Raw genomic sequence first — 15,806 nt, forward strand, 5'->3', positions numbered from 1 at the left:
TGAAATGGCACAATGGGGCGATTTCCGCCCAAGATGTCCCGTTTGAGTAGTGGTTTTGTCGATTTTTGACCGGACCCATGCCCGGAACGCAGGCACCATGGCAGGAGTTGTTACAAGGACCGCTGTCATGAACACCCATTATCGCGACACCCGCAAAATTGACCCCACGCGCGGCGCGACACTGGATGACGGCACCCCCAATGATCAGGACCGGGTCGAGATCGGACCGACCCAACTGGCCTATGCGGAATGGGCCGCAGCCGGGCTCGAATTACCTAACCTGCCCGCCATGCGCGCCTGGCGTCATCGCCGCGTGACCCATGCGGTCAATGCCCGCGATTATGGTGGTATTTTGATGTTTGATCCGCTCAACATCCGCTATGCCACCGACAGCACCAATATGCAGCTATGGAACACGCACAATCCGTTCCGCGCCTGTCTGGTCTGTGCAGACGGCTATATGGTTGTCTGGGACTACAAGAACGGGATGTTTTTGACCAAGTTCAATCCGCTGGTTGCCGAACAACGCACCGGGGCGGACCTGTTCTATTTTGATCGCGGTGACAAGCTGGGCGATGCAGCAAACAGCTTTGCCACCGAGGTGCGCGACCTGATTGCGGAACATGGTGGCGGCAATATGCGCCTTGGCGTCGACAAGCCGATGCTGCACGGGTTGCGGGCATTGGAAGCCGTAGGTTTCGAGGTGTTTCCCGGTGAGGAATTGACCGAAAAGGCGCGCAGCATCAAAGGCCCGGATGAGATTTTGGCGATGCGATGCGCTTCGCATTCCTGCGAGGCGGCCTGTTACGCAATGGAGGATGCCGCCCGTGCCGGTGTGCCACAGGGCCATATGTCAGAGGATGATATCTGGGCCGTCCTGCATGCCGAAAATATCCGCCGCGGGGGCGAGTGGATCGAGACAAGGTTGCTCACCTCCGGCCCGCGCACCAACCCGTGGTTTCAGGAATGTGGCGGGCGCTTCGTGCAGAATAATGAAATCGTGGCGTTCGATACCGATCTGGTGGGTGCCTATGGCATGTGCATCGACATCAGCCGCACCTGGTGGATCGGTGATCAAAAACCCCGCCCTGACATGATAGAGGCGATGCAGATCGGCGTTGAGCATATCGAACAGAATATGCAGATGCTGAAACCCGGTGTGTCGTTTCATGACCTGACACACAACACCCACGTTCTGCCCGACAAGTATCAGAAGTTGAAATACGGTTGCCTGATGCATGGGGTTGGCCTGTGCGATGAATGGCCGCTGATCGCCTATCCTGATCGCTGGGTCACAGGTGCGTTCGATTACGAGGTGCAGCCGGGCATGGTGTTCTGTGTCGAGGCGCTGATCAGCCCCGAGGGCGGCGATTTTTCAATCAAGCTGGAAGATCAGGTGCTGGTCACCGAGGACGGGTTCGAGAACCTGACGAAATACCCGCATGATCCCGCTCTTATGGGGGCCTAGCGTTGGTCTGAACCACACCCTAGGGGGCCAGATGCACCCGGCCATAGATACCGCGATGATCCGATCCCAAAAGGGGTCTGCGTTCGATCATGCCGCCACCCGGCGCCAGAACATGATCCAGCAGCAGTGGCACACCCTTTATCACGAAAGTTGGGCGGGTTGGCCCAGCCAGTCTCGCATTCGCCGCCTGCCCCAGTTGCTGCACGCTGGCGGCCCAGGGGAACATGTTGAAATCACCGGCCAAAACGATAGGGCCGTCCAGCCGCGCCAGAACCTCAAGTGCTGCATCGCGTGATCTTTCCTGACCGTAAGGATATGGCCAGTAGAAATGCACCGAGCCAACCCAGATCTCCTGCCCCTCGCGGATAATCTGAGCGGCGGCGAGCCCGAATTGCTCTGAACAGATCGTGTCGCCCGTGAATGGATGGCGGGACAGGACCGCAATGCCGTTCCATCCGGAAAATGTGCAAAGATGCTGATGAGGATAGGCAGCGGCAAGTGAACCCAGCAGCATGTTGTTGCGCCGCGATACCTCCTGCAGCATCACGACCTCCGCACCGCTGTCGCGGATATCGCGGGCGAGAGCCGCCACAGACGTATTTCCGAACCAGACGTTCTTGCTGTAGATCGTGAATTCTCCCCCCGCCTGCCCTGCTACCAGCGGCGGTACCGTGGTCAGCGCGGCCGCCGTCCCGCAGGCCAGCAGCGCCAGCCGCAGCGCCCGGCGCATTCGGATCAGCGCCCAGATCACACAGGCAATGCCCAGCGGCATCCGCAGCAACGACAGGCTGTCACCCGCCGGATGCAGCCACCCTGCAAAGCCCAGCAAAACCCCGATACACAACAGGGCCGCCACGATTGATGCCAGCAATTTCATCATGGTAACATCTTTCACCTTGCCGCGACTGCGCCCTGTCCGGACTTGTTTGCGTGGCCTGCTCTGGGCATGTCTGCCCCACCAAGAAGGAAAGGTCCAACTGACATGCCGACTGAAAAGCTCACCTTTACCGGCCATGCGGGCGACACGCTTGCGGCACGGCTTGATCTGCCGGGTGGCCCGCATCTGGCCACCGCCCTCTTTGCACATTGCTTTACCTGCTCCAAGGATATTACCGCCGCCCGGCGGATTGCGGCCCGTCTTGCCGCCATGGGTGTTGCTGTTCTGCGGTTCGATTTCACGGGGCTGGGCCATTCCGAGGGTGAGTTCGAGAACACAAATTTCACATCCAACGTGCAGGATCTGCACGCCGCTTGTGCAGCGCTTGAGCAAAAGGGCATGGCCCCGTCCCTGCTGATCGGCCATTCGCTGGGCGGGGCTGCCGTGATCAAGGCCGCGCCTGACATGCCATCGGTCAAGGCGGTTGTGACCATCGGCGCCCCGTTTGATCCCGGCCATGTCACTCACAATTTCGCCGATGCCATCCCCGAAATCGTGGATCAGGGCGTGGCAGAGGTGAACCTGGGCGGGCGTCCTTTCCGGATCGGCAAAAGCTTTGTCGATGATGTGTCAGAGGTCGCCTTGTCCAGCAGTTTGGCCAAACTTGGGGCTGCCTTGCTGGTTCTGCACGCCCCGCGCGATGCGACCGTGGGAATTGAGAACGCCTCTGACATCTTCCTGGCGGCCAAACACCCCAAAAGCTTTGTCACGCTGGATGATGCCGATCATCTGGTCACCCGCCCGGCCGATGCGGAATACGCCGCCGATGTGATCGCCGCATGGTCCAAACGCTATCTCGACCTTGCCCCGCCGGCCAAGCCTGCCGATGTGCCTGAAGGTATCATGCGCGTGACCGAAGCCGACCCCAACGGTTTCCTGCAGGATGTGCAGTCTGGCCCGCATCATGCGCTGGCCGACGAACCGGCCAAATATGGCGGCACCAACAAGGGCCTGACGCCTTATGGTTTTGTATCGGCAGGTCTTGGGGCCTGCACCTCCATGACGATCCGGATGTATGCCCGGCGCAAGGGCTGGCCGCTGGATGGCGTCAGCGTCGATATCGCCCATGCCAAGGAACACGCACAGGACGCCGCCGATCCGGGCGCCAAGGTCGATCACTTTGATCGTACCATTCGCCTGACGGGTGATTTGTCCGATGAACAGCGCGCACGGCTGTTGGAAATTGCGGATAAATGCCCGGTTCACAAGACGCTTGAGCGGTCATCGACCGTCAGAACGGTTCTGGCCTGATTTTTTTTGCGGGAACCAAATGGCTCCATCCGCGTTTGTTAACCAGAGATTGCAGCGAAAGCGGCAATCATTGGAAATGACAAAAAGGAGTTATGTCATGTTGGGTTGGGCCGTTACATTTCTTGTTGTTGCACTGATTGCCGCTGTTTTGGGCTTTGGTGGTATCGCTGGTGCATCCGCCGGGATTGCGCAGATTATTTTCTTCATCTTCCTGGTGCTGTTCGTCGCCTCGCTGATCATGCGGGCCGTGCGCGGGTAGATATCTGACGACATCAAATGAAAAAAGGCGCTGCAAACGCAGCGCCTTTTTTTGCATTTCAGACCCTTTGGTCTCAGCTCCGAGCGTTGCCGATCAGCTTCCACAAGGCTGGCAGAAGCAGTGCCGCCAGACCCAGTTTCAGCGCGTCACCGATCAGGAACGGGGTCAGACCAACGCCGATCACCCAAGCCGCACCCTTGTCGGCGTAAAGGACGCTCAGCCAGGCAAGGCCAAATACATAGATCAGGGCGGTCCCTGCCAGCATGGCCACCGCCATCAACAGCACCGACCGGTCCCAGCCAGCGCGCGCCGCAAAACCCAGCGCCAGCGTGGCAAGGACGTAACCCACCAGATAGCCGCCTGTGCCGCCCATCATATAGCTGATACCGTAGGCTTCGGCCGAGGAACTGGCGAAGACGTCAAAACCAAGGGCACCCACGATCATATAGCCGAGGATCGTGGCCAGCCCCAGACGCGGGCCGTAAGCCGCACCAATCGTCAGAACCGCAAAAGTGCCCATGGTGATCGGTACAGGCCACATGGGGATTTTGATCTTGGCAAAGATCGCCAGCGCCGCAATCCCCAGGATCACCATCGCCGCCTGTTTGACGCGCAAGGCTGTGCCTTCGGACGGACCGAATGCCTCGGTCAGGACTTTGTCATTGAGTGCGAGGGCCATGTGCCGCTCTCCCCTGTTTTGATTTCGTTGCGTGTTTATTGCCTCAGGCACGCGCGGGGCGCAAGCGCGATAGCGATAACGGACAGGCGGCGTAAGATGGGTCTTGACCCATCTTACCGGGTGAATTCGGTGACGGATGTGTAATCCTTGCGCGGCCCGGTCACGACCCAGACCGCCCGCCAGCGCGGCCATGGGATGAAATCATAACGCACCGCATAGGCATCGTCGCCACATTGATGATCCGTGCCGGACACGTAGCTGTGCGGGACAAAACTGTGAAAGGCTGATCCGTCGTCAAACGTCATATCGACCCGGCCATCAGCGAAATGCCAGCGGTAACGGCGCGTCGCTGCCATCTCTGGCCCATCACCCAGCCGCAAACGCCCCCGTTCTTCGTAAAGCAGCGTATCAGGTGCATCATCGGTGAAGGTGGCTGTCCCCTCCAGCCGCCCCGCATTGCCGGTCAACCTGTCTGTGATCTCGCGCGTGATCCGCCATTCGCCTTTGAAATCCGCCAGTGTCAGCATCTATTTCACCAATGTGCTGTCTGCCGGGCACATATTGACCGTGATCTTCATGTCATCTCTCCCTTGAGGCTCCGCTGGCACCTCTTTATGACGCAGGTGCAAACTGCTGCCCACCCCCATATCAAAGGTGCCCATATGATCCCTCGTTACTCTCGTCCGGAAATGACCGCCATTTGGGAACCAGCGACAAAATTCCGCATCTGGTACGAGATCGAGGCCCACGCCTGCGACGCGCAGGCCGCAATTGGTGTGATCCCGAAAGAGAACGCGGAAGCGGTCTGGAAAGCCAAGGATGTTGAATTCGACGTCGCCCGCATTGACGAAATCGAAGCCGTGACGAAACATGATGTCATCGCCTTCCTGACCCATCTGGCCGAACATATCGGGGCCGAGGATGCCCGGTTCGTCCATCAGGGCATGACCTCGTCCGATGTGCTGGACACCACTTTGAATGTGCAACTGGTTCGCGCCGCCGATATCCTGATTGCCGATATGGATCGGGTACTGGCCGCGCTGAAGGCCCGCGCCTTTGAACACAAGATGGATGTACGGATCGGGCGCAGCCACGGTATTCACGCCGAACCGACCACGATGGGCCTGACCTTTGCGCGGTTCTATGCGGAAATGGACCGGGGGCGTGCGCGTCTGATTGCGGCGCGCGCTGAAATCGCGACCGGGGCAATATCAGGTGCAGTCGGGACATTTGCCAATATCGATCCATCGGTCGAGGAACATGTCTGCGCACAGCTTGGCCTGACGCCAGAGCCGATCAGCACACAGGTCATCCCCCGCGACCGGCACGCGATGTTCTTTGCCACGCTGGGCGTCATCGCCAGCAGCATCGAAAACATCGCCACCGAAATCCGGCACATGCAACGGACCGAGGTGCTGGAAGCCGAGGAATTCTTTTCCAAGGGGCAAAAAGGCAGCTCTGCCATGCCCCACAAACGTAACCCGGTGCTGACCGAAAACCTGACCGGGCTGGCGCGTCTGGTGCGCATGTCCGTTGTTCCCGCGATGGAAAATGTCACGCTCTGGCACGAACGCGATATCAGCCATTCATCGGTCGAACGCGCCATCGGGCCGGATACGACCGTGACCCTAGACTTCGCCCTGAACCGGCTGGCCGGGGTGATCGAAAAACTGGTGATTTATCCCGACAATATGCTGGCCAATATGAACAAATTTCGCGGCCTTGTCATGTCACAGCGCGTGTTGCTGGCATTGACCCAGGCAGGTGTCAGCCGCGAGGATGCTTACCGGCTGGTACAGCGCAATGCGATGAGAGTCTGGGAGGAAGGTGCGGATTTCAAAACCGAGTTGCTGGCCGATGATGAGGTAACACAGGCCCTGTCAGCAGATGAAATCGAGGAGAAATTCGATCTTGGGTATCATACCAAGCACGTAGATACGATTTTCAACCGCGTTTTTGGCGCGGATGAGGGGTAAGGTGACCAGCCGTATGTCCCACCCCGGCCGGTCACGTCATTTTCATTAGATCACCGAAGGCGCATGAACCGGCTGCGGCTGCGGCATATGGGTCGCTTTCGGCAGATGCGCGGCAGGGATCGTCTTGGTCTTTTCAGCACCTGCGGCAGCCTTGCTGCGTATCGTTGGCATGCTGATACAGGCATAACGACGTCCGTCCTCTTCGTTGCGGTAGGGTTCGCCGATCCGATGGGCATCATATCCCAGTTTGCGCAACGTCCGCGCCATCGCCAGAGGAGAGAGCGACATCAGTTCAGTTGCACCGTGCTGTTTGGCGATGTCGACAGCGCCATCCAACATCAGCGATAGGCAACTTGACCGGTCCGCTTGTGTGTCCACTTCATCAGCGATCACGGTGCGTGTCACTTCCCAAACATTTTTGGTCGCTTCGGCCTGTGGAATAATGTCCGCAGGAATGCCGATCAACTTTCCGGCGACAGCGTCACGCAACATATAGGTGTGTGATCCCCACTGTGCTGTGGTGGCCATCACGCGGGCCCCGCCCACAACTTTGCCATCACGCAACACCAGCGAATAATACGCGGTTGGGTTGTCATACTGGTCCATCTCAACGTCGTCATCATGCGGGATCTGCCATCCCAACTGGTCTACGAAGAAACGCTTGCGCAAGCCCAAAAACTCGTAAAACGCGGCACCGTACAGATGGAGCTGCGCAAGGTTGAAGGTAACATTTTCCATAACTTTCTTTCTCTCTACTAAGGTTGAGTGACGAGTGGTGCCACCTCAGGTCGGACGTTGCGTGTATTGCAACAACGACAAATTAACTCGAATTGTTCCGAATTGAGAGAAAAAATGGCCCGTGGGCGGAAACTGTCTAACTTCAAAGCCTTGCGGCCAGGAAAAGGTTAAATCAGCCCGTATTGACTGGCCAGTGTCGCCGCCTGCGTGCCGGTTTTTGCGCCCAGTTTCAACTTTGCATTCTTCAGGCGCTGCTTGACCGCGCCTTCGCTGACATTCAACTCATGCGCGATTTCCTTGAGCCGCTTGCCGTCCTTGACCATGCCCAGCGCCTCAAGCTCGGCACGGGTCAGATTGGTGGGCGGTGCCGTTTCATTGTGCCTGCGGGTCAGAAATGCCTTGAGAAGCTTGACCTCCAGATCAGTATACTCGCGGTCAGAGCGAACAAAGGACGCAAATGACCGTTGCGCATCAGGTCCGCTATCGAGGATGGAGATCGTCACCCCGTAGCGCAGCCCGAATGTCTGCGCCTGGGCGATGATCCGCTTGGGATCGTCCAGCGGCAACGCGCTCCACCGGCAGGTTCCCACATTGCTGTAGGCCCATCTAACGACTGGATCAAACAGCATAAAACGGTTGTTGGTGTAGTGTTCGATCCATTCGGGCGGAAGCGCGTTAATCTCTTCCATGGGAAAGGCAAAACCGATACGGAGGGCAATATAATGCCCCGCCGGAGCAAGCTGCTCAATCTCCTTTGGACCCAAAAGTGCCGACATTCACCTACCTCGAGGCCCTCATTTTTTATAAAAGCCTTGTTGCCTCTGCACTGTTATACCTACAATGTCGATACGCAATGCCTTCTAAAGAGTATTTCGAACGTAGATCGTTTGGCAACCGGAAAGCGAGTTAGGGACATGTCATCGACACAGGTAGAGATTAGTGAAGTTCTGGGCGAGTTGAGACAGATGGCACCGGCAGGTTATGCGATCGGGCTTCAGATCCAATATACGACCCCGAAATTCATGTTTCAGACATATAGCAAAGAATGGTTAGACTTCTATTCACAAAGGGGTTTGCTGATGTTGGACCCCACGCTGGCATGGGGGTTCGAGAACACCGGGGCTGTCCGTTGGGACGCGTTGAAAGACAACGACCCCGCTGGTGTTATGAAACTGGCAGACGAGCATGGGATCAAACACGGCATCACCTGTGCACAGGAAACCGAAGGCGCAAAAGATGGGATTCGCAGCATTGGAAGCTTTGCCCGCGAAGACCGCGATTTCACCGACCAGGAGGTCGCAACCATCAGCGCGCGGTTTGATATGCTGCATGCGGCAACGGACGGTCAGGCGCAATTGTCACCCGAGACCGTGCAGCAGTTGAAAAATATGTCGATTATGGTGACCCATCCCGGGTCATAAGCTACAGGCGTCCTAACCATTCCTTTACGGCCCCGGGTGTAAAGGAATTTGATGGAATTTCAGCCAAGTATATCCGGCGGTGATACACTGACCCGCCGCCGCAAGGCCGCGATGATCGTTCAGATGATGATCAGCGATGGCGGCAGCCTGTCCTTGTCCGAACTTCCCGAATCACTGCAAGAGGCGTTGGCCGGCGAATTGGGGGCGATCCGCCTTGTTGACCGGAACACCGTCACCGCCGTGGCCGAGGAATTCGCCAGTGAACTTGAGGCTATTGGCCTTTCCGCCCCCGGCAATCGCGATGGCGCGATCATGGCCATTGCCGATCATCTCAGCCCGCCCTTGGCCGAACGTCTGCGGGCGCAAACCGCCGCCGTGCGCAACGGGGATCACTGGCCGTCGATCGTCAATCTGCCGGTGGAACGTATTGTCAGCATCATGACCGCCGAAAGCATCGAGGTTTGCGCGGTGGCGCTGTCCAAGCTCCCGGTGGCAAAAGCTGCCGAGGTTTTGCAGAAAACCCCGGGTGAACGGGCCCGGCGCATTACCTTTGCCATGTCGCAGACCGCCGATATCACCCCCGATGCCGTGCGGCGCATCGGGGCTGCCTTGGCGCAGGATTATGGCCGCATCAACGAATTGGCCTTTGAAAAGGCACCGGTGCAGCGTCTGGGTGCGATTCTGAACTCCACAGCAACCGACACAAGAGAGGACGTTTTGGAAGGATTGGGCGCCACCGATCCGAATTTTGCCAGCGATGTGCGCAAGGCGATCTTTACCTTCAAGGATATCGCCCCACGGGTCAAACCCACGGATATTCCCAATTGCATCCGGTCGGTGGATGGTGCGGTTCTGACAACGGCCATTGCCGCCGGACTTGCTGGCGACGAACCTCTGGTCAAATCCGCAGAATTTATCTTGGGCAGCGTGTCGCAACGCATGGCGACCCAGATACGCGAGGATGCCGCTGAACTGGGCAAGGTGAAAAAGGACGATGCCGAAAAGGCGATGGCCGAAATCACCGCCGCCATTCGCGAAATGGTCGATGGCGGGATCATCAAACTGATCGACCCTGACGAGGAGCAGGACGACGAGGCCGCCTGACAAACCGGCACCGGCCCTTCTATCTGACCGATGGACAGTTCTGCATGAACTGATCTAACCTTTGGGCATGACACAAAACCCCGATCCGTTTGATGGCAAACGTTGGCACGATATGGGCGGCGACGCCGCGGGCGCTGTGCCGACCGAACAGCATGACTTTTCCCTTTGGGAAAAACGCGTGGACGCCCTCATGGTGATCTGCTCATCCAAGGGACATTTCACCGTTGATGGTCTGCGCCGCGTGCTCGAAGATATGGGGCCCGAGGCATTCGAAACGATGACCTATTACGAACGCTGGATCGCGTCGGTCAATCAGAACCTGATCGAAGCCCGGGTCTATACCACCGCCGAGCTGGCACAGCGGATGACCGAGGTCGCCGCACGCGGCCCCACCTATGGCGAGGCCAGCGGTGGCTGAGCGGACCTATATGCGCGTCCGGCCCGATATGCCCCCCGGCCATGTGCGCACCCCCGCTTATCTGCGCGGCAAAACCGGCTGGGTCGAACGCACCCTTGGCTCCTTCCCCAACCCAGAACAGCTGGCCTACGGCCATGAGGGCAACCGGCTGCCGGTGATGCGCGTGCGCTTTACCATGGCCGAGGTCTGGGGTGCAGGGGCCGAAACGCCTGACGACACGATTGACGCGGAAATCTATGCGCACTGGCTGGAAGAAACGGACCCACCCCATGCCTCATGATCATCACGACCATCTGTCTCCGTCGGGTCATCCGTATCGCCCGGACGATGATCATCCGCTGACCTATTGGCAGCAGATGGAGATTGCGATCCGCGAGATCCTGATCGAAAAAGGTGTCACCACCGCCGCCGAAATCAACGCCCAGATCGACGCGATGGACGCGCGCAGCCCCGCCAACGGGGCCGCCGTTGTGGCCCGCGCATGGACTGATCCGGCGTTTCGGGCTGATCTGCTGGCCGATGGCAGTGCGGCCAGTGTGGCCATGGGGTTTGACATCGGGCCGATGAAGCTGATCGCCGTCGAAAACACCGCGGATGTGCATAACATCATCGTCTGTACCTTGTGTTCCTGCTATCCGCGCAACCTTTTGGGCCTGCCGCCTGACTGGTACAAATCCCGCGCCTATCGGTCACGCACGGTGCGCGAACCGCGCAAGGTGCTGGCTGAATTCGGGGTCACCCTGCCCGACAGCACACAGGTCCGCGTCCATGACAGCACGGCCGATATGCGCTATATCGTGATCCCTGCCCGCCCTGCCGGGACCGACGGCTGGTCCGCCGATGATCTGGCCGGGCTTGTCACACGCGACAGCATGATCGGCACCGGGCTGGCACGATCACCCGCCGATCATGCCTGACGCAACAACGGGGCAGGTTGATGGCTGACATTGCGGAGACACCGCCCCCCCAGGGATCACGCGCCGATTGGCTGGCGGATCGCGCTTTGCGTGGTCTGATCAGCACGGTGCTGCGCCTGCCATATGAAACCCGTGTGCCGATGATGGGATCAGCGCTGCGGCGGGCCATCGGGCCACTGGTGGGGTATCGTAAACGGGCCGAAGAAAACCTCGCCCTGATCTATTCCGACATGGATGAGACGGCCCGGCGCGATCTGGCCGAAAGCTGTTGCGACAATTTCGGGCGCACCCTGATCGAGAATTATTCGTGGGAGGAGTTCGGCACGCGTCTGGCCGACACGACCCCGACCGGTGCCGGGCTGGAACCGCTGGCCGAAGCGGCAGCCGCCAAACGACCGGTGATTTTTGTCACCGCGCATTTCGGCAATCACGAGGCCCCGCGCCAGGTGCTCACCCGCATGGGGCACACGATTGGCGGGCTCTATCGCCCGATGCAGAACGCCTATTTCAACGCCCATTACGCCAAGACGATGACATCATGGGGCGGGCCTGTGTTCCAACAGGGGCGGCGCGGCACGATGGGTTTTGCCCGGCATCTGAAGTCCGGTGGCATGGGCACGCTTTTGTTTGACGTGTCGGCCACGGGCCCGAAGCTACCATTTCTTGGAAAGCCCGCCCACACCGCGACCTCTGCCGCCGATATTGCCCTGCGACTGGACGCGCTGGTGATCCCCTATTTCGGGATCAGGCAGCTCGACGGCCTGTCATTCGCGGTCGAGGTCGAGGCGCCGGTGGCCCACACGACACCCAAGGCGATGATGACCGAACTGACCGGGCGGCTTGAGGCGCAGATCGCCCGCAATCCCGCGCAATGGTTCTGGATTCACCGCCGCTGGAAAGCGCGCTAGCGCAGCTCCGCCGCACCCACGATCGGCCCATTGCGGGCCTCTTGAATAAGAACCACAATAGGATCACCGCCAGAAATAGCGACATTCATCCGCAGCGGATCTGCCCCATCCCAGTCGCCAATGACATCCCAGGCGTTGACCACATGAGCATAACTAAGCTCGCGACCTGCGTTTTCGCCCCGGCGGATCGCCACTGTTTCCTGCGGCGTATAGCGGACCAGTTGCACTACATACTCGCCGCGCTGATCGCCTTGAGCATTGATCTGGATGATATCGCCACTGCGGCTCAGCGTCACATCAAAGGGCGATCCCTTGCTGCGATGCGCCGCCACCAGATCCATCACCTGCATCGGACGCGATCCGACAACGTGGTCTTGACCATTGATGATCATCTGCGGGGTATAGACGGTCGTGGCACTGGCCGCCTGGGCATAGGCGTGTTGACGGGCGGTATATTCCGGGCTGGCAAAAATGTCTTTCCAGCCGATGTAGTCCCAGTAATCCACATGCAGTGCCAGCGCGATGATGTCGTCCCGTTTGGCCAGATCATGCAGGAATGCATCAGCAGGCGGGCAAGACGAACAGCCTTGCGAGGTAAACAGCTCTACAACCACAGGGTTATCCGCTGCGGCAGGGTTCGTGGAAAGAATGCCTGTCACAGCGAGGGCGGTCAAAAACTGGCGCATGTGGTGTCCCGAAAACTTAGTGCGACACCGGTGTATTGAGGATCGACTGAAATAGCCAATCAACGAATTGCGAGAAAATCGTCATCAATATTTCAGAGTTTCGATCAATTGTGTGCAATGGTATACAAATCCCTCTTGATCGCGCGCGCCCCTTGAGGCACAAGCCCCTCAAGAACCCATCTAGCACATGCCATGAAAGGGAATCGCAATGACGATCACTGTCGGCAAAGACACTGCCAAAACCCGCAAAACCCTCACCGTTGGCGACCAGTCGGTTGCCTATTATTCGATCCCTGCCGCGCAGGCCGCTGGCCTCGGCGATTTCACCAAACTGCCCGCTGCGCTGAAGGTGGTGCTCGAGAACCTTTTGCGGTTCGAGGATGACGGGTTTTCGGTATCCGTGGACGACATCAAGGCGTTTGGCGAATGGGCCACCAACGGCGGCAAGAATCCCCGCGAAATCGCCTACCGCCCTGCCCGCGTGCTGATGCAGGATTTCACCGGCGTGCCTGCGGTTGTTGACCTTGCGGCGATGCGTGACGGCATTGTCGCCCTTGGTGGTGACGCCCAGCAGATCAATCCGCTGAACCCTGTCGATCTAGTCATCGACCATTCGGTGATGATCGACGAATTCGGAAACCCCCGCGCCTTTCAGATGAACGTGGACCGCGAATATGAACGCAATATGGAACGCTACCAGTTCCTGAAATGGGGTCAGGGTGCCTTCAACAATTTCCGCGTCGTCCCCCCCGGCACGGGCATCTGCCATCAGGTCAACCTGGAGTATCTGGCCCAGACCGTCTGGACCGACAAGGACCAGAATGGTGAGGAGGTCGCATACCCCGACACGCTCGTCGGTACTGACAGCCACACCACCATGGTGAACGGGTTGGCTGTGCTGGGCTGGGGCGTCGGCGGGATCGAGGCTGAGGCCGCGATGCTGGGCCAGCCCGTCTCCATGCTGATCCCCGAGGTTGTCGGGTTTGAGCTGACCGGCCAGATGGTCGAAGGCACCACCGGCACCGACCTTGTACTGAAGGTCGTGGAAATGCTGCGCGAACTTGGTGTTGTCGGCAAGTTCGTGGAATTCTACGGCGCTGGCCTTGACGTGCTGCCGCTCGCCGACCGGGCGACCATCGCCAACATGGCGCCGGAATACGGGGCCACCTGTGGCTTCTTCCCGATCGATGGCGAAACCCTGCGCTACCTGCGCAACACAGGCCGTGACGAAGACCGGATCGCCCTGGTCGAAGCCTATGCCAAGGAAAACGGGTTCTGGCGCGATGAAAACTACGCCCCCGTCTACACCGACACCCTGCATCTGGACATGGGCACCATCGTGCCTGCGATCTCCGGCCCGAAACGGCCACAGGATTACATCGCGCTGACCGATGCATCATCGGCCTTCGGCAAATACATCACCGGTCAGCGGCCAGAAAAAGCTGCACCAGCGGATGAAAAGGCTGAAATGGCAGCCGAGGGTGGTCCAGTTGCGCCTCATCATATCCCCGGCGACGAAGGGCATCATAAAAGCCAGGCGGTCGAGGGCGAAGATTACAAACTGCATGACGGGTCCATCGTGATCGCCTCGATTACGTCCTGCACCAACACATCCAACCCCTACGTCATGATCGGGGCCGGTCTGGTGGCGCGCAAGGCCGCCGCATTGGGTCTGAACCGCAAGCCTTGGGTGAAAACCTCGCTTGCGCCCGGCAGCCAGGTCGTCAGCGAATATCTTGAAGCCGCAGGGCTGCAGGAAGACCTTGACAAGATCGGGTTCAACCTTGTCGGCTATGGCTGCACCACCTGCATCGGTAACTCCGGCCCGATCCAGAAGGAACTGTCCGACGCCATCGCCAAGGGCGACCTGATCGCAACATCTGTGTTGTCAGGCAATCGCAACTTCGAAGGGCGGATTTCGCCAGACGTGCGCGCCAACTACCTGGCCTCGCCGCCACTGGTCGTGGCCTACGCGCTGGCCGGCGATATGAATATCGACATCACCAAGGACCCGCTTGGGCAGGATCAGGACGGCAATGATGTCTTCCTGAAAGACATCTGGCCCACATCTGCCGAGATCAACGAACTGGTCGAAAAGACCGTGACCCGCGAAGCCTTCATCAGCAAATATGCCGATGTCTTTAAAGGTGACGAAAAATGGCAGGCGGTCGAAACATCCTCCGGCGAAACCTATGACTGGCCGCCAACCTCAACCTATGTGCAGAACCCGCCCTATTTCCAGGGCATGTCCAAGGATCCGGGCGAGATCAACGATGTGGTCAATGCCAAGGTCCTCGCAGTCCTGGGCGACATGGTCACCACCGACCACATCAGCCCTGCCGGGTCGTTCAAGGATACAACGCCAGCCGGCAAATACCTGATCGAACGGCAGGTGCCCGTGCGCGAATTCAACAGCTACGGCTCGCGGCGCGGCAATCACGAGGTCATGATGCGCGGCACATTCGCCAATATCCGCATCAAGAACGAGATGCTGGATGGGGTCGAAGGCGGCTACACAAAGGGTCCCGAGGGCAACCAGACCTCGATCTTCGAGGCCGCGATGGCACATCAGGCCGAAGGCACGCCATTGGTCGTGTTCGCTGGCGAACAATACGGTGCAGGCTCATCGCGCGACTGGGCAGCCAAGGGCACGGCCCTGCTGGGCGTCAAGGCCGTCATCGCCGAGAATTTCGAACGCATCCACCGCTCCAACCTTGTGGGCATGGGGGTCGTCCCTTTCGAATTCACCGGCGGCGACACCCGCAAATCGCTCGGGCTGACAGGCGAGGAAACGGTGACCATCGCCGGGCTGGCTGACGTGAAACCGCTGCAAGAGGTGACAGCGAACATCACCTTCGCGGATGGGTCGACCAAAGACATCACCCTGAAATGCCGGATCGATACAGCAGTCGAAATCGACTACATCAAGTCAGGCGGCGTGCTGCACTACGTGCTGCAAAATTTGGCGAAGGCCGCTTGATCGCCAAATACACAGATAGAAGGGGCATATATAAGCGTCCCTTCTTCCAAAGGTTACTTGGGAA

Annotated in this window: 17 protein-coding genes; 11 read left to right on the forward strand and 6 right to left on the reverse strand. The window is 58.9% G+C overall.

The window, feature by feature from the left end; genetic code table 11:
* Positions 1-127: 127 nt before the first annotated feature.
* The gene (gene dddP, locus ACFWW2_RS03905; protein ID WP_393926365.1) at positions 128-1,468 is read left to right on the forward strand and encodes a dimethylsulfonioproprionate lyase DddP; all 1,341 of its coding nucleotides are present in this window, start codon (positions 128-130) and stop codon (positions 1,466-1,468) included.
* 19 nt (positions 1,469-1,487) lie between these two features.
* Here the strand turns inward: dddP and ACFWW2_RS03910 are convergent, their stop codons facing one another.
* A complete protein-coding gene (locus ACFWW2_RS03910; RefSeq protein WP_393926367.1) occupies positions 1,488-2,348 on the reverse strand; it encodes an endonuclease/exonuclease/phosphatase family protein in 861 nt (286 codons plus the stop codon).
* Positions 2,349-2,450: 102 nt separating this feature from the next.
* Here ACFWW2_RS03910 and ACFWW2_RS03915 point away from each other — a divergent pair, with 102 nt between their 5' ends.
* Together ACFWW2_RS03915 and ACFWW2_RS03920 are read left to right on the forward strand one after the other, a co-directional pair.
* A complete protein-coding gene (locus ACFWW2_RS03915; protein WP_393926369.1) occupies positions 2,451-3,656 on the forward strand; it encodes an alpha/beta fold hydrolase in 1,206 nt (401 codons plus the stop codon).
* Between the two features lie 97 nt (positions 3,657-3,753).
* Positions 3,754-3,915: a DUF1328 domain-containing protein gene (locus ACFWW2_RS03920; RefSeq protein ID WP_393926371.1), complete on the forward strand. Its 162-nt coding sequence runs from the start codon at positions 3,754-3,756 to the stop codon at positions 3,913-3,915.
* A gap of 73 nt (positions 3,916-3,988) precedes the next feature.
* On the opposite strand, the gene ACFWW2_RS03925 is transcribed toward ACFWW2_RS03920, so the two are convergent.
* Positions 3,989-4,594: a biotin transporter BioY gene (locus ACFWW2_RS03925; RefSeq protein ID WP_393926373.1), complete on the reverse strand. Its 606-nt coding sequence runs from the start codon at positions 4,592-4,594 to the stop codon at positions 3,989-3,991.
* Positions 4,595-4,707: 113 nt separating this feature from the next.
* On the reverse strand, positions 4,708-5,121 hold the full coding sequence (locus ACFWW2_RS03930; RefSeq protein ID WP_393926374.1) for a DUF6314 family protein: 414 nt from the start codon (positions 5,119-5,121) through the stop codon (positions 4,708-4,710).
* Between the two features lie 135 nt (positions 5,122-5,256).
* On the opposite strand from ACFWW2_RS03930, the gene purB reads away from it, so the two are divergent.
* The gene (gene purB / locus ACFWW2_RS03935; RefSeq protein ID WP_393926376.1) at positions 5,257-6,570 is read left to right on the forward strand and encodes an adenylosuccinate lyase; all 1,314 of its coding nucleotides are present in this window, start codon (positions 5,257-5,259) and stop codon (positions 6,568-6,570) included.
* A gap of 45 nt (positions 6,571-6,615) precedes the next feature.
* Here purB and ACFWW2_RS03940 read toward each other — a convergent pair whose 3' ends face one another.
* Positions 6,616-7,308 (reverse strand): acyl-homoserine-lactone synthase, encoded by a 693-nt coding sequence (locus tag ACFWW2_RS03940; RefSeq protein WP_393926378.1) that lies wholly within the window; start codon positions 7,306-7,308, stop codon positions 6,616-6,618.
* A 167-nt stretch (positions 7,309-7,475) separates the two neighbouring features.
* Entirely contained in the window at positions 7,476-8,084 is a 609-nt protein-coding gene (locus ACFWW2_RS03945) for a helix-turn-helix transcriptional regulator (RefSeq protein ID WP_393926380.1), read from the reverse strand.
* Positions 8,085-8,330: 246 nt separating this feature from the next.
* Here ACFWW2_RS03945 and ACFWW2_RS03950 point away from each other — a divergent pair, with 246 nt between their 5' ends.
* The 6 genes from ACFWW2_RS03950 (at position 8,331) to ACFWW2_RS03975 (ending at position 12,076) form a co-directional block, all read left to right on the forward strand.
* On the forward strand, positions 8,331-8,729 hold the full coding sequence (locus ACFWW2_RS03950; RefSeq protein WP_393926574.1) for an autoinducer binding domain-containing protein: 399 nt from the start codon (positions 8,331-8,333) through the stop codon (positions 8,727-8,729).
* A gap of 51 nt (positions 8,730-8,780) precedes the next feature.
* Positions 8,781-9,833, forward strand: coding sequence for a FliG C-terminal domain-containing protein (locus tag ACFWW2_RS03955; RefSeq protein WP_393926382.1), 1,053 nt, complete (start codon positions 8,781-8,783; stop codon positions 9,831-9,833).
* A 67-nt stretch (positions 9,834-9,900) separates the two neighbouring features.
* Entirely contained in the window at positions 9,901-10,251 is a 351-nt protein-coding gene (locus tag ACFWW2_RS03960) for a ScnB-like protein (protein WP_393926383.1), read from the forward strand.
* Entirely contained in the window at positions 10,229-10,531 is a 303-nt protein-coding gene (locus ACFWW2_RS03965) for an SH3-like domain-containing protein (protein ID WP_393926384.1), read from the forward strand. The genes ACFWW2_RS03960 and ACFWW2_RS03965 overlap by 23 nt, the downstream gene beginning before the upstream one ends.
* Positions 10,521-11,168: a nitrile hydratase subunit alpha gene (nthA, locus tag ACFWW2_RS03970; RefSeq protein WP_393926386.1), complete on the forward strand. Its 648-nt coding sequence runs from the start codon at positions 10,521-10,523 to the stop codon at positions 11,166-11,168. The genes ACFWW2_RS03965 and nthA overlap by 11 nt, the downstream gene beginning before the upstream one ends.
* A gap of 20 nt (positions 11,169-11,188) precedes the next feature.
* Positions 11,189-12,076: a lysophospholipid acyltransferase family protein gene (locus ACFWW2_RS03975; RefSeq protein WP_393926388.1), complete on the forward strand. Its 888-nt coding sequence runs from the start codon at positions 11,189-11,191 to the stop codon at positions 12,074-12,076.
* Here ACFWW2_RS03975 and ACFWW2_RS03980 read toward each other — a convergent pair.
* Positions 12,073-12,762, reverse strand: a complete 690-nt coding sequence (locus ACFWW2_RS03980; RefSeq protein ID WP_393926390.1) for a DUF1223 domain-containing protein — start codon at positions 12,760-12,762, stop codon at positions 12,073-12,075. The two genes, ACFWW2_RS03975 and ACFWW2_RS03980, sit on opposite strands and share 4 nt — an antisense overlap.
* Positions 12,763-12,970: 208 nt before the next feature.
* Here ACFWW2_RS03980 and acnA point away from each other — a divergent pair, with 208 nt between their 5' ends.
* A complete protein-coding gene (acnA, locus tag ACFWW2_RS03985; protein ID WP_393926391.1) occupies positions 12,971-15,742 on the forward strand; it encodes an aconitate hydratase AcnA in 2,772 nt (923 codons plus the stop codon).
* Positions 15,743-15,806: the final 64 nt, after the last annotated feature.

The organism is Yoonia sp. R2-816 (genome assembly GCF_046762905.1).
Taxonomy (GTDB): Bacteria; Pseudomonadota; Alphaproteobacteria; order Rhodobacterales; family Rhodobacteraceae; genus Yoonia.

Excerpts from the sequence above, each read along its gene's own strand:
- ACFWW2_RS03960 (WP_393926383.1), top strand. The coding sequence starts at position 9,901 with ATGACACAAAACCCCGATCCGTTTGATGGCAAACGTTGGCACGATATG.
- ACFWW2_RS03920 (WP_393926371.1), top strand. The coding sequence starts at position 3,754 with ATGTTGGGTTGGGCCGTTACATTTCTTGTTGTTGCACTGATTGCCGCT.
- ACFWW2_RS03950 (WP_393926574.1), top strand. The coding sequence starts at position 8,331 with ATGTTTCAGACATATAGCAAAGAATGGTTAGACTTCTATTCACAAAGG.
- ACFWW2_RS03965 (WP_393926384.1), top strand. The coding sequence starts at position 10,229 with ATGGCGAGGCCAGCGGTGGCTGAGCGGACCTATATGCGCGTCCGGCCC.
- ACFWW2_RS03925 (WP_393926373.1), bottom strand. The coding sequence starts at position 4,594 with ATGGCCCTCGCACTCAATGACAAAGTCCTGACCGAGGCATTCGGTCCG.
- ACFWW2_RS03940 (WP_393926378.1), bottom strand. The coding sequence starts at position 7,308 with ATGGAAAATGTTACCTTCAACCTTGCGCAGCTCCATCTGTACGGTGCC.
- ACFWW2_RS03975 (WP_393926388.1), top strand. The coding sequence starts at position 11,189 with ATGGCTGACATTGCGGAGACACCGCCCCCCCAGGGATCACGCGCCGAT.
- ACFWW2_RS03945 (WP_393926380.1), bottom strand. The coding sequence starts at position 8,084 with ATGTCGGCACTTTTGGGTCCAAAGGAGATTGAGCAGCTTGCTCCGGCG.
- ACFWW2_RS03915 (WP_393926369.1), top strand. The coding sequence starts at position 2,451 with ATGCCGACTGAAAAGCTCACCTTTACCGGCCATGCGGGCGACACGCTT.
- acnA (WP_393926391.1), top strand. The coding sequence starts at position 12,971 with ATGACGATCACTGTCGGCAAAGACACTGCCAAAACCCGCAAAACCCTC.
- ACFWW2_RS03955 (WP_393926382.1), top strand. The coding sequence starts at position 8,781 with ATGGAATTTCAGCCAAGTATATCCGGCGGTGATACACTGACCCGCCGC.
- nthA (WP_393926386.1), top strand. The coding sequence starts at position 10,521 with ATGCCTCATGATCATCACGACCATCTGTCTCCGTCGGGTCATCCGTAT.
- ACFWW2_RS03980 (WP_393926390.1), bottom strand. The coding sequence starts at position 12,762 with ATGCGCCAGTTTTTGACCGCCCTCGCTGTGACAGGCATTCTTTCCACG.
- ACFWW2_RS03910 (WP_393926367.1), bottom strand. The coding sequence starts at position 2,348 with ATGATGAAATTGCTGGCATCAATCGTGGCGGCCCTGTTGTGTATCGGG.
- purB (WP_393926376.1), top strand. The coding sequence starts at position 5,257 with ATGATCCCTCGTTACTCTCGTCCGGAAATGACCGCCATTTGGGAACCA.
- ACFWW2_RS03930 (WP_393926374.1), bottom strand. The coding sequence starts at position 5,121 with ATGCTGACACTGGCGGATTTCAAAGGCGAATGGCGGATCACGCGCGAG.
- dddP (WP_393926365.1), top strand. The coding sequence starts at position 128 with ATGAACACCCATTATCGCGACACCCGCAAAATTGACCCCACGCGCGGC.